The organism is Streptococcus oriscaviae (assembly GCF_018137985.1).
In the GTDB taxonomy this organism is placed as follows: Bacteria; Bacillota; Bacilli; order Lactobacillales; family Streptococcaceae; genus Streptococcus; species Streptococcus oriscaviae.
The window spans coordinates 201828-216540 of the sequence record NZ_CP073084.1 but is presented as its reverse complement, the minus strand read 5'-3'; the positions used below and the strand labels follow the sequence as shown (position 1 = coordinate 216540).

Here is a 14713-nt window from a genome sequence, read left to right as displayed (position 1 = left end):
TATCTCAGTTCAGGACTGTCTTCAATTTTTCCCAGTAATCGTGTATAGGCATAAAAGTCCATACTCCTACCCCATATTCTTCAACTCAATGACCATATCGCGAATCTGAGCTGCCAGTTCGAAGTCAAGGACTTCTGCTGCTTCCTGCATTTGACCTTCCAGTTTCTTAATCATGGCCTTGCGTTCGTCCCGGTTGAGGCTATCAAAATCAAGGACTTCTTCCTTATCCTGTGTCACCGCCTTGGTCACGCTGATTAGGTCACGGATTTCTTTCTTGATGGTCTGTGGAACGATACCATGTTCTTCATTATAAGCCATCTGGATTTGACGGCGGCGAGCTGTTTCATCCATGGCCTTGCGCATGGACTCGGTTACCTTGTCTGCGTACATGATGACATGTCCCTCAGAGTTACGGGCGGCACGACCGATTGTCTGGATGAGCCCACGCTCGTTGCGGAGAAAGCCTTCCTTGTCAGCATCCAAGATAGCAACCAGACTAACCTCTGGCACGTCAATCCCTTCACGCAAGAGGTTAATCCCTATCAGGACATCAAAGACACCCAGACGAAGGTCGCGGATAATCTCTGTCCGCTCCAAGGTCTTAATATCCGAGTGCATATACTTGACCTTGACCCCCATCTCTTTCAGGTAGTCAGTTAGATCTTCTGCCATCTTCTTGGTCAGGGTGGTGATAAAGGTTCGCTCACCTTTCTCTGCACGAACAGTGATTTCGCCCAAAAGGTCATCCATCTGCCCCATGGTTGGACGAACTTCCACCTCCGGATCCAAGAGTCCGGTCGGCCGGATAATCTGCTCAACAACGGTATCGGTTTGCTCCATTTCATAATCACCTGGAGTCGCGGACACATAGACAATCTGGTGGACATGGCTCTCAAATTCTTCCCGGCGCAGCGGACGATTGTCCAATGCACTCGGCAGACGGAAACCATAGTTGACCAACATCTCCTTGCGTGAGCGGTCGCCATTGTACATCCCCTTAATCTGCCCCATGGTCATGTGACTCTCATCAATCATGATGAGGAAATCTTCTGGGAAAAAGTCCAGCAGGGTGTACGGGGGCTCGCCCTCGCTTCGCCCATCCATGTGGCGAGAATAGTTCTCAACTCCGTTGGTGTAACCCATTTCCCGCAGCATTTCGATGTCGTATTCGGTCCGCTGTTTCAAACGCTGAGCTTCTAAGAGTTTGCCTTCTGCTTCAAAGACCTTGAGCTGCTCTTCCAGTTCTGCCTGAATCTTGGCAATAGCCACCTCCATGTGGTCATCGTTGGTCACAAAGTGAGTCGCTGGGAAAATTGCCAAGTGGTCTACCTCTCCCAGAACCTTGCCTGTCAAACTCTCAATCTCACGAATGCGGTCAATTTCGTCGCCGAAAAATTCTACTCGAAAGGCGTGCTCGTCACGAGAGGCTGGGAAAATCTCTACTACATCTCCACGAACACGAAAACGCCCGCGTTGAAAGTCGATGTCGTTGCGCTCAAACTGAATATCTACCAAATCATTGAGTAGGCGGTCACGGGAAATTTCAAGTCCAGGCCGCAAGCTAACTACGCTATCTGAATATTCCTTAGGTGAACCCAAACCGTAGATACAAGAAACAGAAGCCACCACAATGACATCATTGCGTTCTAGCAGAGCTGAAGTCGCAGAGTGACGGAGTTTGTCAATCTCATCATTGACAGAACTGTCCTTCTCAATATAGGTGTCGCTGGATGGAACATAGGCTTCTGGCTGGTAGTAATCGTAGTAAGACACGAAGTACTCGACTGCATTTTCAGGGAAAAACTCCTTGAACTCGCTGTAAAGCTGACCAGCCAAGGTCTTATTGTGGGCGATGACTAGGGTAGGTTTGTTAACACGGGCAATGACCTGACTCATGGTATATGTCTTACCCGTACCTGTCGCCCCCATGAGAATCTGGGCCTTTTCTCCCCCCTCGATATTGTCTACCAAGGTTTCAATGGCCTGAGGCTGGTCACCTGAAGGGCTGTATTTAGAAACCAGCTTAAATTGGTTACTCGTAGTTCGTTCAATCATGATTTTTTCTGCTTTCTCTTCGCTTTTAGGATTATTTTACCACATTTATTCGCTGAGCAGGTGGAATGATACCTAAGGTTCAATCTCTAACTTGGTTACCAATCATGTTACATCTTCTAACATGAGAACTTTGCAAATTTTCGGAATTTATGGTATACTTAGAGAGTTATTTTATTATAGAAGGAGAAAGGAAATGAAGAAAAAGTGGCTTATCCTATTGGCAAGCATCTTGCCAATGTTCTTTATTTTTACGGGTGTAAAAGCTGACGATACCATTGATATTGTCTCTGACTCTACCTATGCACCCTTTGAGTTTAAAGACTCCGATCAAGTATATAAAGGAATTGACGTTGACATCATCAATGAAGTGGCTGAACGCTCTGGCTGGAAGGTAAACCAAACCTTCCCAGGTTTTGACGCTGCGGTTAATGCTGTCCAATCTGGGCAGGCAGACGCCCTTATGGCGGGTACGACTATCACGGAAGCCCGCAAAAAGGTCTTCACCTTCTCAGATCCATATTTTGACACAAAGATTATTATTGCGACTAGCAAGAGCAAGCCAATCACTTCTTATGAGGAGTTGAAGGGCAAAACAGTCGGTGTTAAAAATGGTACCATCTCTCAAACCTTCCTCGATGAAAACAAGGAAAAGTATGGCTACACTGTGAAAACCTTTGACACTGGTGACTTGATGTATAACAGCCTGTCAGCAGGTGCTGTTGACGCAGTGATGGATGATGAAGCTGTGATTCAATTTGCCATTCAGCAAGGTCAGGATTTGAGTATCAACATGGCTGGTGAATCCATCGGTTCCTTCGGTTTTGCTGTTAAAAAAAGCAGCCAGTACGAATACCTAATTGAAGATTTCAACAAGGCACTAGCTGAGATGAAAGAAGACGGCACCTACGACGCCATCATAAAGAAATGGCTGGGTTCCTCTTCTAGTTCAAGTGCTGAAACAGACTATTCATCACGACTCAGCTTGACTGGCAGTGCAACTGCCAAAGCAACCCCTATCAAGTCAAGCTATACCATTGTTGCGGATTCCTCCTTTGCACCATTTGAGTATCAAGACGAAAATGGCAACTATGTCGGTATTGATATGGAGTTGATTAAGGCTATTGCCAAACAGCAAGGTTTTACCATCACCATTCAAAACCCTGGCTTTGACGCAGCTCTTAACGCTGTTCAGGCAGGTCAGGCCGATGCCGTTATCGCTGGTATGTCTATCACAGATGCTCGTAAAGAAATCTTCGACTTCTCAGATGCCTACTATTCTTCAAACATTCTTTTAGCTGTAAAGAATGGAAGCGACATCGCTTCATACGAGGATTTGAAAGGCAAGACTGTCGGTGCTAAAAACGGTACTGCTTCTTACACTTTCTTAGAAAGCAACAAGGCAAAATACGGCTACAATCTCAAAGCCTTCGATGAAGCCTCTACTATGTATGACAGCTTAAACTCAGGTTCGATTGATGCCCTTATGGACGACGAAGCCGTCCTCCTCTACGCTATCCAGCAAGGCCGTGACTTTGCAACACCAATTCCTGGTGAAAAATCCGGAGAGTACGGTTTTGCAGTGAAAAAAGGCAACAATCCTGAGCTGATTGAAATGTTTAACAATGGCTTAGCTGCTCTGGTTGAATCTGGAGAGTACGATGCCATCATGAATAAATACTTCAATTCTGAGGAAGAAAGTACAGAACAAACAAGTACCGTCGATGAAACAACCATCTGGGGCCTACTTCAAAACAACTACGGTCAGCTGCTTTCAGGTCTTGGAATCACTGTCGGACTTGCGCTACTTTCCTTTGCCATTGCCATCGTCATCGGGATTATCTTTGGTATGTTTGCAGTTAGCCCAATCAAGGCACTCCGCGTTACAGCTTCTGTCTTCGTAGATGTGGTTCGCGGTATCCCATTGATGATTGTTGCTGCCTTCATCTTCTGGGGTATTCCAAACCTCATTGAGTCTATCACTGGACAACAATCTCCTATCAATGACTTTGTGGCAGGTACTATCGCCCTCTCTCTCAATTCAGGTGCCTACATTGCTGAGATTGTCCGCGGTGGTATCCAAGCCGTTCCAGCTGGACAAATGGAAGCCTCTCGCAGTTTGGGAATTTCTTATGGCACAACCATGCGCAAGATTATCCTACCTCAGGCTGGTAAGATTATGCTTCCAAACTTTATCAACCAATTTGTTATCACTTTGAAAGATACGACCATCATCTCAGCAATCGGTTTGGTCGAGCTCTTCCAAGCAGGTAAGATTATCATCGCCCGCAACTACCAATCCTTCCGGATGTACGCTATTCTTGCGATTATCTACTTGGTAGTGATTACCCTCTTGACACGCTTGGCTCGTAAACTTGAAAACGGAGGAAAATAATGACTCAATTAAAAATCAATGTCCACGACCTGCACAAGTCCTACGGCGACAATGAAGTTTTAAAAGGTATTACTACCAAATTCTATGAAGGAGATGTTGTTTGTATCATCGGTCCTTCAGGTTCTGGTAAATCAACCTTCCTGCGGACAATGAACCTATTAGAATCCATCACTAGCGGATCTGTTATCGTAGATGGCTATGATTTAACAGACCCTAAAACAGATGTGGATGCCTTTCGTGCAAATGTCGGCATGGTTTTCCAACACTTCAATCTTTTTCCTCATATGACTGTCATCGACAACATCACTTTTGCTCCTACTGAGCACAAACTCATGGACAAGGCAGAAGCTGAAAAAGTCGCTATGGAATTGTTGGAAAAGGTCGGACTTGCAGATAAGCGAGATGCTATGCCAGACAGTCTTTCAGGTGGGCAAAAACAGCGTGTCGCTATCGCACGCGCCCTTGCTATGAATCCTGACATCATGCTCTTTGACGAACCAACTTCTGCCCTGGATCCAGAAATGGTCGGCGATGTACTGAACGTTATGAAGGATTTGGCAGAACAAGGGATGACCATGTTAATCGTAACTCACGAGATGGGCTTTGCCCGCAAGGTGGCCAACCGCGTTATCTTTACAGACGGCGGTGAATTCCTTGAAGACGGCACACCCGAGCAAATCTTCGACAACCCACAACACCCACGTTTGAAGGACTTCCTAGATAAAGTTTTGAACGTGTAAAAACTTTAGGGACAGGAACAAAACGAGCCCTTGAAGATAAAAAACGAGCATTTCCGCAGTTGGAGATGCTCATTTTTGTTTATCGGGCTCTATGTATCGATTCTAACTATTTCTGTGAGTGCCTTATCCCGATAGATTAAGTCGTCGCGAACGGTAAAGCCTAGGCTCTCCCAAAAGCCATTTCCGATTTCATTTCTATCGAAAACGACCAAGGCTACCTTGTTGATACCTATCCTCTGTAAAGCAGTCATCGCTGTGTCAACAAGACTTTTGGCGATGCCTTGTTTTCTGTATTGCGGATTTACAGCTGTATGATAGATATAGCCTCTTCTACCATCGCTTCCAGTCATAATCACTCCTACAATACTCTCTTCTACTTCCGCAACAAAACAGGTATCAGGATTTCGTTGAAGAAATTTTTCTATCCCCTCTTTTGAGTCGTCGAGATTATTTAATCCCATACCGACACAAGACATCCATAGCTCATATATTTTTTCATAATCATCAAGTTGCATTAAGCGAATCTTCATAGCTGACCTCCATACAATCAAGCTTTCTTAGTAGGTGGTTCTAAGAGTATTTTATTTATCATCTTTCCTGTTTGCACAAGACTTTTCGATAAGACCAGCCCTTTGCTGTCTTTTTTACTGCCTCAAAACCGCATTTTTCAAACAACCTACGAGAACCTTGGTTCCAATCGTAGATTTCCTCGACCAGTATTTCTGCAAACTCTAGCTCTCTAGCCCGCTCAATCATACGATTCAACACTTTAAAGCCAATCCCTGCTTTCCAATAGCGTTTATCACCAATGGCGATGGCAAAATCATCGGTAAAGAGGGTTACATCACCGATTGGAACAAACTGTCCACTTTCAAAAACTTCGATAATATAACACTCTCCATTTGCAGCAAGAAATGCATACATCCGATCCAATAAGTCTTGCGTATAAAGTTCCTTATCACCGTCAATCAGCCAGACTAGCTCTGGGTCTTGGTGCCAAGCAAAAGAAAAAGCATGAACACCATCGTAACGCCTCAGACGAAGATTGTCATCAATTGGTAGGAACTCTTTCTGCTCTATTCCCTGTATCGGCATATTCCCCCCTCATTCTTTTGCCCTATCTACTGTTCAAACTGAACATCAATGTCGCCGGAGGTGGTTTTTACTCGTAGCTGCTTGTAGCCTTCATCTAGTTCTTGAGGCAGATTATTAGCTCCGGAAGTTACCGTGGATTGAATGCTATATTCTGTCATTTTGCCAAGCAAATCACCTCTAATATCTCCAGAGGTCGCTGACAACTCCGTTTCCTGTCCAGCCTTAAATTGAGAGAACCTAATAGCGCCAGAAGTCGTTTCCATAGTCGTTTGATTGGCTACTATGACCCCATCAACCTGCAAACCACCTGAGGTAGCTTTGAGATACAAATCTTTTGATACGACATTGGTCAAATCAATCTCGCCACTGCTCAGCTGCACAGAAGTTTCGCCAGCAACTGTAACAGTCTCTAGCCGGACATCACTTGAGCTGAGGGACAAATCCAGATTTTCCTTGATGACCAACTTTTGAAACTCCACATCACCAGACGAGCTATCCAAAGTTACATTGTCGAGATTATCCACGGGAAGAATCACCTGAACAGTCCATGCTTCTGAGGAAAAGAAATCAAAGGTAAAGATGCCAAGTATCGGCTCTTTTTTTTCTGAGATGATCAGTTTACCATTTTCTTCTATTATGGTATAGGTCCTGCTCTTGCTTTCAGGGTATTTGATAAGAACTTGGTCTGTGTCTGCACTGCCGGTCACTTTGACATCCGAAGCTATCATTTCAAAACTAAGCTCTTTAATCTGGCTTACCTCAAATGTTTTTTCTTTTTGCACCTGATTCTCATTGCCTAATTGTGAAAAATTACCACCTGTCCGAACAAGAACAATTCCTCCAACAAGGAGACCGATTAACAAGAAGGCGCCAGCAATACGTTGAATGATTTTCATAGAATTACCTACTTTCTATACTGTTTGACACGGCTTTTGATAAAGCGAAAAAGTTGGACTAGCCAGCTAAAAAAGATCAGGCCCAGTCCGACGCTGAGACAAGAGATTGCTACACTAAACAAGCGGCCATCTAAGCTGCTGTTTGGATTAAATGGTGCCATAAACAGCATGACTATCCCAGCGAAAATACTGGCAATAGCACCAAGTCCAACTGAGACAACTACCACTACCACCGAAATTAGTATCGCCGCTACTGCTAGGAGCAAACTTCCCCAAATCGGGAATCCCAGTATCAGGAGAATGATTTCCCAAGTGGCCAGACGGCGTTTTGGAATTATCTTATCTTTAACACGATTGACCAAGGTCTGGTTTTCCATTAATAATTTGGTCGCAATATCGTTCACAGGCCCCATATCCGCAACGGCCTCTTCTTCTGTCATACCCTCATCTATCCGGTCATCAATCATCTCATTGAAATAAGCCAGTGATGACTGGATTTCCTGTTCTGGTAAATCTTTCAAGGCCAATTTTAAAGCCTCTATAAATTCTTCTCTTTTCATGCAATCTCCTCTCCAGCAATGAAATTATAGGCTCTTTGCAGCTTGTTCCATTCCTCCTTAAAATCCTCAATCTTCCCCAAACCTGCTTGAGTAATCTGATAGTACTTGCGCAACCGTCCATTGTGCTCGATGGAATAAACAGTCAGGCTCCCATTGGACTCCAAACGTTTCAATATGGGGTAGAGAGTCGACTCAGAAATCGAGAGGTAAGGGGTTATGTCTTTTATAATCTGGTAGCCATAGGAATCTTGCTTGCGAATAGCTGCCAAAACACAGACTTCAATCAAACCGCGTTTGAGTTGTGTTTGCATACGCATACCTCCTTTACACTTATACTATACAACACATAGTATAGCCTGTCAAGTAATATCAAAAAAACCTCATAAAGGACATGAGGCTTTTAGCTCTTAAAGTAAAAATCCAACCAGGGCTGTGATGATGCCGTAGATGAACATAGGAACAGCGGTTTTCTGCATGATATAGCCTTCCTGGCGATGAACACCTGAAACGGATGAGGCTGCGATGATATTGTTGACACAGGTCATATTTCCCATGGCCCCACCAACTGACTGCATGGCAAGGATACTGGTCATATTGAGGCCGGTTTGGGTTGCGATGGACTGCTGGACACCGCCAAATATCAGGTTGGAGATGGTGGCTGAACCAGAGAAGAAGGCACCGATAGCTCCCAGATAGGAGGCAAAGAGCCCCCAGAATGGGCCTGTTGCTGCGGCCAGCGACATACCAATGATGGAGACCATAGAATTATCTCCATTGAGCAACATGAACTTGACCATGGTGACACCACCCAGAAGGGCGAAGAATGGCACCAGCATCTGTTTGGCCGTTTGGCCAATCATCTTCCAAACACGACCTTTCATGCTTGGATAGAAGCCTGACAGGGCAAAGACGATCAGAAAGAAAGGAATAAAAGCTGGAGCATAGAGCAACTCATACGATTCGCTAGAACTAGTTCCAAAGACATTGGCCAGACTAAACTTGAGGGCCTGAGTGACTTCCAAATCCGCAAAGCCGAGATTGGCCCTGAAAAGGATAGCATCCGTCCGCATCAAGTCCTTGATGCCCAGCTGGGGCACACGGGTCACCACCAAAATCAAGACCAGACTAATCAGGGGCAAGAGAGCCATAAAGAGCTCTTTGGGACTAACTGGAGTAGCCGTCAGGCTTTCTTTTTCCGACTTGGCCAAGCCAATCTTTTTCTTAGCCAGCCAAATGGAAATGATAAAGCCAATGGCTCCACCTAGAAGTGATGGAAACTCATAGTTAATGGTGGCCAACAGGGTCATGGGCAGGGCACAGGCAAAGACCGTCAAGTAGATATAGAGGAGGTTTTGTTTGATTTGTGCCCAACTGAAAACATATCGAAGGGCAATCAATGGAATGACCAACCCCGCAGTCAAATGAACCAGGGCTGCTTTTAAGCCCAGTTCCCCAATCTGCTGACTGGTCAACCCCAGAGAGCCAAATCCAAACCAAGTCGGTGTCCCAACCGCCCCAAAGGATACCGGCATGGAATTAAAAATCAGAACCGCAATCACTACTTTGAGCGGTTCAAAACCAAGAGCAATCAGAATAGGCGCTGCAATGGCCGCCGGTGTTCCAAATCCCGAAGCCCCTTCAATCATAAAGGCAAAGGCATAGCCGATTATCATCATCTGGGCAACTGGATTGGGTGTCAGGCTAGACATCCAGCGGTTGATAACGGTTTGATTGCCTGTCTGCTGCTGGAAGTTATTGAAAAGAACAGCCCCCATAATCACTGTAATAGGGGTCAGGGTCGCCCAAAATCCTGTCACCAGACCAGAATTGAGAAGGGCAAAGTCCGTCTTGAAGTAAACCAGCAGGATGAGGTAGACCAGAACTGCAATGCCAGGCAGGGCATAATTAGCTGGAACCCGCATTTTTATCATCAAAAAAATCAAAATGACAATGGGCAAGACACTCAATACAATATCCATATATTTTTCATTTCCTTTTCATTTTCAGGCATGGGCCCAAATACTTTATCCTATTATACCTTATGAAGGCAAAGATGGGCAGTTGAACGCACTGTTTTTAGGTAAATATCCGTTTTCCAAGACATTGACAACGCTTCCAAATTTTGCTATACTATCATTAGAAAAATAAGGAGGTAAGGGAGTCATGATCAACTAAGAAATCACAGATGAACATAGCGTGTTGTTCCCAAACGAGACGCTAAACTTTATCAAGTTGTGGTTTTTTAGTGTGCTCTGCTTCTCCCCTCTACTAGTCATTTTTTGTCTAGTCTTTTTGAAGTAGCCAAACTATCCCTGCTTGATAAAGTAGGGATTTTTGATTGCAGAGATAGAAAGGAAAAGATGATGAAACACTTAGACCAACTGAAAAAACAAGTCAAACAGCCACAAGGGAAGGAACAAGCTGGCAAAACAGCTGATAAAAATGTCCGCCCTGGCCATACCAACCAGCACAGCAAACCTATCATCAGTCATAATCTAGGAAATCGCTAAGCTGGTCTCTTCTCCTAGGGAGGACCTATGCTACAATTAGAAAAACTCACCATTACCCATCAAAAGGATTTGCAAGACCTGGTACGAGACCTGGATTTAGTCCTAAATCCAGGCGAAAAACTAGCCATTATCGGCGAGGAAGGAACTGGCAAATCCAGCCTCATCAAGGCCATTGTTGCTCCCGAAATGCTTTCTTCCTATGCCCAACTTTCGGGAAACATCACCAATCATTTTCACCAGTTCGGTTATTTGCCACAAGCTTTGGAAAATGAAGAGCTCCAACTAACCGTCATGGATTTTCTCTATCGTAATCTGGACTATGGCCTCTTTGACTTTAACCTTTTTTACAAATACGCCGACCAATTTGGACTTGATTTGGACAGATTTGACGCTCAAAATCAGACTCTAGTTAGTCTATCGGGCGGGGAACGCTTAAAAGTACAATTGCTGAAAATTCTAGGCAATGACCCTGACTTGCTGATTTTAGATGAGCCTTCCAGTGATTTAGATTTAGAAACCCTGCAATGGCTGGAAAACTTTATCCGGCAATCAGACAAGGCCATCCTTTTCATCTCCCATGATGAGAGTTTACTGGCTCGGGCAGCTACTGCTATCTTGCACCTTGAATTGCTCAAAAAGCGGACGGAACCCCGGGCAACTTTTTACCGTGGAAACTACGACCACTACCGTCAGGAGCGTAGGGAGAAGTTTGAGCATCAGCTCCAAGTGGCCAAAAAAGAACGGGAAGAATATGCCAAGAAGATGGAGCGCCACCATCGCATCCACCAAAGCGTTGAGCATGTCCTGCGCCATACCCATGACAGTACGGCAGGCCGACTCTTGGCCAAGAAGATGAAGAATGTCCTCAGCCAAGAAAAGCGGCTGAAAAAAGAAGCCGAAAACCTGACCGAAATGCCGCAAGACATGGATGCTATCCAGCTCTTTTTCTCAGAAATAAAGCCCCTACCTGCCAGCAAAACCATCCTCTCTTGGGAGAAAATGCTACTTCCGACAGGACAAACGGTCAACTTGCAGATTCGGGGGCAGAATAAGCTGGTCATCACTGGCAAGAATGGCATTGGCAAGACCAGACTGCTCAAGTTACTCTTACAGGACTTGCGAGCGAGGACCGACCTGTCTCTTGGCTACATGCCCCAGCACTATGAGGAGGAGTTTGAAGCCCAATCTACTCCCCTGTCTTTTCTAGCTTCGGTAGCCGATGAGGAAAAGGCACGAACCCTTCTAGCCAGTCTGAAATTTACCAGACAAGAGGTCATTCATTCCCTGCATGATTTATCTGGTGGGCAAAAGGCCAAGCTCTTTCTGGCTCGGATGGTCTTGGCCGGAAACAATGTTCTAGTTTTGGATGAGCCGACCCGCCATTTTTCACCAACCAGTCAGCCCCTCATTCGTCAGCTCCTGATGGACTATCCAGGCGCCATCATCAGTGTTTCCCATGACCGTCACTTTATCGAAGAGGTGGCATCACTCCACTACCAGCTGAATGAGGAAAGCTTGTTGAGGACACGATAAAATGAAGCCTACTGCATGAAAACAGTAGGCTTCTTTAGCTATTATCTCTAGTCGTTTAAGCACGAAGGCTTGAAACTTCTTCTTCTGTCATAGACAAGTAGGGTGCAATTTCCTCGTCTGTCATATTGGTTGCCAACAAACGAAGGACAAATTCTTGACGATTGGAATCCATCTTAAGATTAGACATATTTTTTCCTCACCTTTCTTTAATGACAGTATTATAGCACAGGATTCTGAAAAAGTAATGCTTCAACTGTGAAAATTTTCATTATGTTGGAAAAACCTGTCAACTACTGATAGAAGGCAGGTTGCAATTTATCTTTCTTCTTGTTCCTTGGCCAATCTCTCCCGCTCTAGGCGCAATTTGCGATTGGGGTTGAGCTTATTAAAGAGTTCTTCCAATTTTTCAGCGTTCCAGACATCAGCTGCCGAAACAAAATTTCCATCCTTGTCTTTGAAGGATATAGGTTTATCTCCCATACAAACCTCCTATGTCATTCACTAAAATTTCATACTAATGATGATCAAAAGTTCCATCATGACACCCACAGCCATAAGATAGCTAGCCAAGGTTCAATAGGACTTGGCCTTGTTTGACTGCAAGTTACCTTGCAGGTGAAACTACTAAGCTAGCTTTCGGTTTTTTAGGGGGCACTTTCCAATTTCTCGGCGACCAGCTGAGACAGTCTATCCCCAGACTTCCTCGCTTTTAAATTTCTTGGCTCGGATTAAAACTGTCCCCCGGACATGGTCGCTTCCTTGTTTCCAGGCGGCCAGCTGAGACAGTCTATCCCCAGACTTCCTCGCTCTTGAGTTTTTTGGCTCAACCAAAGCCACCATACCTGACTGGTTACGACACGGAACCCAAATGGTCGATAATACCATTTGGGTGAAGTTAGTAAGGTTGGTAGGTAGATCGCCATAGCGACTACCGTATCACATCAAGTCCTTTAGGACTTAGATGTGATTCCAACGTTAATCCACAAACTCAAATTCAAACTTGCCGATGCGAACGATGTCACCGTCTTTGGCACCACGCGCGCGCAAGGCTTCGTCCACTCCCATGCCACGCAGTTGACGGGCAAATTTCATGACTGACTCATCTCGGTCAAAATTAGTCATGGTAAAGAGTTTTTCTAGCTTATCACCAGAAAGAATCCAACTTGCATCATCTGCACGGCTGATGTCAAATTCTGGCTCATCAGGGTTCAATCCATAGTAGGCCTCTTCCTGCTGGAAGTCGGACTCGTCATAGAGCAAGAATTCTGGTGTTTTCTCTAGTAATTCAGCCGTTGCTTCTAAAAGATTGTCCAAGCCTTGGTGGGCAATTCCTGAAATTGGGAAAATCTGTGGCAGTTCATCAAATTCATCATAGTTGGCTGCCAATTTTTTCTTAAATTCCTTCAGATTTTCTTCCGCCTCTGGCATGTCCATCTTGTTGGCGACGATAATCTGCGGGCGTTCCATCAAGCGAAGATTATAGGTTTCCAGCTCATGGTTGATGGCCTCGTAATCTTCATAGGGATCTCGTCCCTCACTGGCAGACATATCCAAGACATGAAGAATAACGCGTGTCCGCTCAATATGACGGAGGAATTGGGTTCCAAGACCCACCCCTTGACTTGCCCCTTCAATCAGACCTGGTAAATCTGCAACAGCAAAAGATTCACCCGACTTGGTACGCACCATGCCTAGGTTTGGAACGATGGTAGTAAAATGGTAGGCACCGATTTTTGGTTTAGCAGCAGTAATGACACTGAGAAGGGTTGATTTTCCAACAGATGGGAAGCCGACTAGGCCGACATCAGCCAAGACTTTCAATTCTAATTCTAGGTTTCGTTCTTCACCTGGTTCCCCATTCTCTGCAATTTCTGGGGCAGGATTTTTAGGAGTCGCAAAGCGGATATTCCCGCGACCGCCTCTTCCACCATGAGCGATAATAAACTCTTGACCGTGTTCAACCAAATCTGTAATGATTTTTCCAGTATCTGCATCGCGGACAGTTGTACCTTGAGGAACACGGACAATCAAATCGGCTGCACCACGACCGTGCATCCCTTTGGTCATCCCTTTCTCACCGGCTTCTGCCTTAAAGATACGGTTGTAACGGAAATCCATCAGGGTACGCAAGCCTTCGTCAACGACGAAAACAACGTTGCCCCCACGCCCCCCATCGCCACCCCAAGGTCCACCGTTGGGAACGTATTTTTCACGGCGAAAGGCCACCATGCCATCGCCGCCTTTACCCGCCTTGACCTTAATCTTCGCGGTATCTAAAAACATACTCATCTATTTACCTATCTTTCTTGCTTGCTAGTGATTGACTGGGGAGGAAGACCCTCAAAAATGGGGCTAGGAAATCTCCCAGCCCTCTTTTTACATAATGGCACTGATTGCTGGTAATACAAGGCCTGCAATCGTTGCTAAAACCATTAAAACAACGATAATCAAGGTTACTTTCTCAAAAGTTGTTTTCTTATGTTTGTCTTCTCCGAAAGCCATTGGTTTCTCCTTTACAGTCGTTTGCCCTTCATTATACCATGGAAGTCGCATTATTTCAACGAATGAGTTATCATCGCGGCATAGTGGCGATAACCGTCGATTTCTGCTTCGCCCCACAAGTTGAGTTTTTGGCGGTAGTCGATATAGCCGTCTTCGGTCATCAGCTCGGTGATGGTGCCGATTTGGTCGCTGACGGTATAGTGCAACATTAAGAATTGTTTACTAAGGGATTAATTAACTAAATATCAATTTTTACAGGATTTATCTCTGCTATTCTAGCTACATCAGAAGAATTAAATAAAACCACTTGGTATTAAATAATAATGAACAGTTTCAGAATAAATGCTCGAAATCAGAAGCAAGTGGCTAGTTTTAGTCTGTTTTCTTGTAAAATTTCAGCTAAAATAAATCGTTTACTTACCCTCCTTTC

At 44.9% G+C, this 14713-nt stretch carries 17 protein-coding genes; 4 read left to right on the top strand and 13 right to left on the bottom strand.

Annotated features, from left to right (window positions below; all coding sequences use genetic code 11):
* Window positions 1-66 precede the first annotated feature (66 nt).
* The gene (gene uvrB, locus INT76_RS01045) at window positions 67-2055 is read right to left on the bottom strand and encodes an excinuclease ABC subunit UvrB (protein WP_212571239.1); all 1989 of its coding nucleotides are present in this window, start codon (window positions 2053-2055) and stop codon (window positions 67-69) included.
* Between the two features lie 193 nt (window positions 2056-2248).
* Between uvrB and INT76_RS01040 the strand changes: the two genes are divergently transcribed.
* On the top strand, window positions 2249-4447 hold the full coding sequence (locus INT76_RS01040; protein ID WP_212571237.1) for an ABC transporter substrate-binding protein/permease: 2199 nt from the start codon (window positions 2249-2251) through the stop codon (window positions 4445-4447).
* Window positions 4447-5187: an amino acid ABC transporter ATP-binding protein gene (locus INT76_RS01035; protein ID WP_212571236.1), complete on the top strand. Its 741-nt coding sequence runs from the start codon at window positions 4447-4449 to the stop codon at window positions 5185-5187. The genes INT76_RS01040 and INT76_RS01035 overlap by 1 nt, the downstream gene beginning before the upstream one ends.
* 89 nt (window positions 5188-5276) lie before the next feature.
* On the opposite strand, the gene INT76_RS01030 is transcribed toward INT76_RS01035, so the two are convergent.
* From INT76_RS01030 to INT76_RS01005, 6 genes are all read right to left on the bottom strand, one after another.
* Window positions 5277-5717, bottom strand: coding sequence for a GNAT family N-acetyltransferase (locus INT76_RS01030; RefSeq protein ID WP_212571234.1), 441 nt, complete (start codon window positions 5715-5717; stop codon window positions 5277-5279).
* Window positions 5718-5775: 58 nt separating this feature from the next.
* Window positions 5776-6282, bottom strand: a complete 507-nt coding sequence (locus INT76_RS01025; RefSeq protein WP_212571232.1) for a GNAT family N-acetyltransferase — start codon at window positions 6280-6282, stop codon at window positions 5776-5778.
* Between the two features lie 26 nt (window positions 6283-6308).
* Window positions 6309-7178, bottom strand: coding sequence for a DUF4097 family beta strand repeat-containing protein (locus tag INT76_RS01020; protein WP_212571230.1), 870 nt, complete (start codon window positions 7176-7178; stop codon window positions 6309-6311).
* An 8-nt stretch (window positions 7179-7186) separates the two neighbouring features.
* Window positions 7187-7738 carry a DUF1700 domain-containing protein gene (locus INT76_RS01015; protein ID WP_212571228.1) on the bottom strand — a complete coding sequence of 184 codons (552 nt, stop codon included), beginning with the start codon at window positions 7736-7738 and terminating at the stop codon, window positions 7187-7189.
* On the bottom strand, window positions 7735-8049 hold the full coding sequence (locus tag INT76_RS01010) for a PadR family transcriptional regulator (protein WP_212571226.1): 315 nt from the start codon (window positions 8047-8049) through the stop codon (window positions 7735-7737). Before INT76_RS01010 ends, INT76_RS01015 begins: the two co-directional genes overlap by 4 nt.
* Before the next feature lie 96 nt (window positions 8050-8145).
* The gene (locus tag INT76_RS01005; protein ID WP_212571224.1) at window positions 8146-9717 is read right to left on the bottom strand and encodes an L-lactate permease; all 1572 of its coding nucleotides are present in this window, start codon (window positions 9715-9717) and stop codon (window positions 8146-8148) included.
* Between the two features lie 381 nt (window positions 9718-10098).
* Here INT76_RS01005 and INT76_RS01000 point away from each other — a divergent pair, with 381 nt between their 5' ends.
* Both INT76_RS01000 and INT76_RS00995 read left to right on the top strand, forming a co-directional pair.
* On the top strand, window positions 10099-10248 hold the full coding sequence (locus tag INT76_RS01000) for a hypothetical protein (protein WP_212573080.1): 150 nt from the start codon (window positions 10099-10101) through the stop codon (window positions 10246-10248).
* A gap of 27 nt (window positions 10249-10275) precedes the next feature.
* Complete coding sequence (locus INT76_RS00995; protein ID WP_212571222.1) at window positions 10276-11781, top strand: ATP-binding cassette domain-containing protein; 1506 nt, start codon at window positions 10276-10278, stop codon at window positions 11779-11781.
* Between the two features lie 55 nt (window positions 11782-11836).
* On the opposite strand, the gene INT76_RS11115 is transcribed toward INT76_RS00995, so the two are convergent.
* From INT76_RS11115 to INT76_RS00970, 6 genes are all read right to left on the bottom strand, one after another.
* Window positions 11837-11968: a hypothetical protein gene (locus tag INT76_RS11115; RefSeq protein ID WP_282960499.1), complete on the bottom strand. Its 132-nt coding sequence runs from the start codon at window positions 11966-11968 to the stop codon at window positions 11837-11839.
* 128 nt (window positions 11969-12096) lie between these two features.
* Window positions 12097-12261 carry a hypothetical protein gene (locus INT76_RS00990; protein ID WP_212571220.1) on the bottom strand — a complete coding sequence of 55 codons (165 nt, stop codon included), beginning with the start codon at window positions 12259-12261 and terminating at the stop codon, window positions 12097-12099.
* 248 nt (window positions 12262-12509) lie between these two features.
* Entirely contained in the window at window positions 12510-12704 is a 195-nt protein-coding gene (locus tag INT76_RS00985) for a hypothetical protein (RefSeq protein WP_212571218.1), read from the bottom strand.
* A 52-nt stretch (window positions 12705-12756) separates the two neighbouring features.
* Window positions 12757-14070, bottom strand: a complete 1314-nt coding sequence (gene obgE / locus INT76_RS00980) for a GTPase ObgE (protein WP_212571216.1) — start codon at window positions 14068-14070, stop codon at window positions 12757-12759.
* A gap of 87 nt (window positions 14071-14157) precedes the next feature.
* Window positions 14158-14283 carry a DUF4044 domain-containing protein gene (locus INT76_RS00975; RefSeq protein ID WP_212571214.1) on the bottom strand — a complete coding sequence of 42 codons (126 nt, stop codon included), beginning with the start codon at window positions 14281-14283 and terminating at the stop codon, window positions 14158-14160.
* A 50-nt stretch (window positions 14284-14333) separates the two neighbouring features.
* On the bottom strand, window positions 14334-14492 hold the full coding sequence (locus tag INT76_RS00970) for a hypothetical protein (protein ID WP_212571212.1): 159 nt from the start codon (window positions 14490-14492) through the stop codon (window positions 14334-14336).
* Window positions 14493-14713 lie beyond the last annotated feature (221 nt).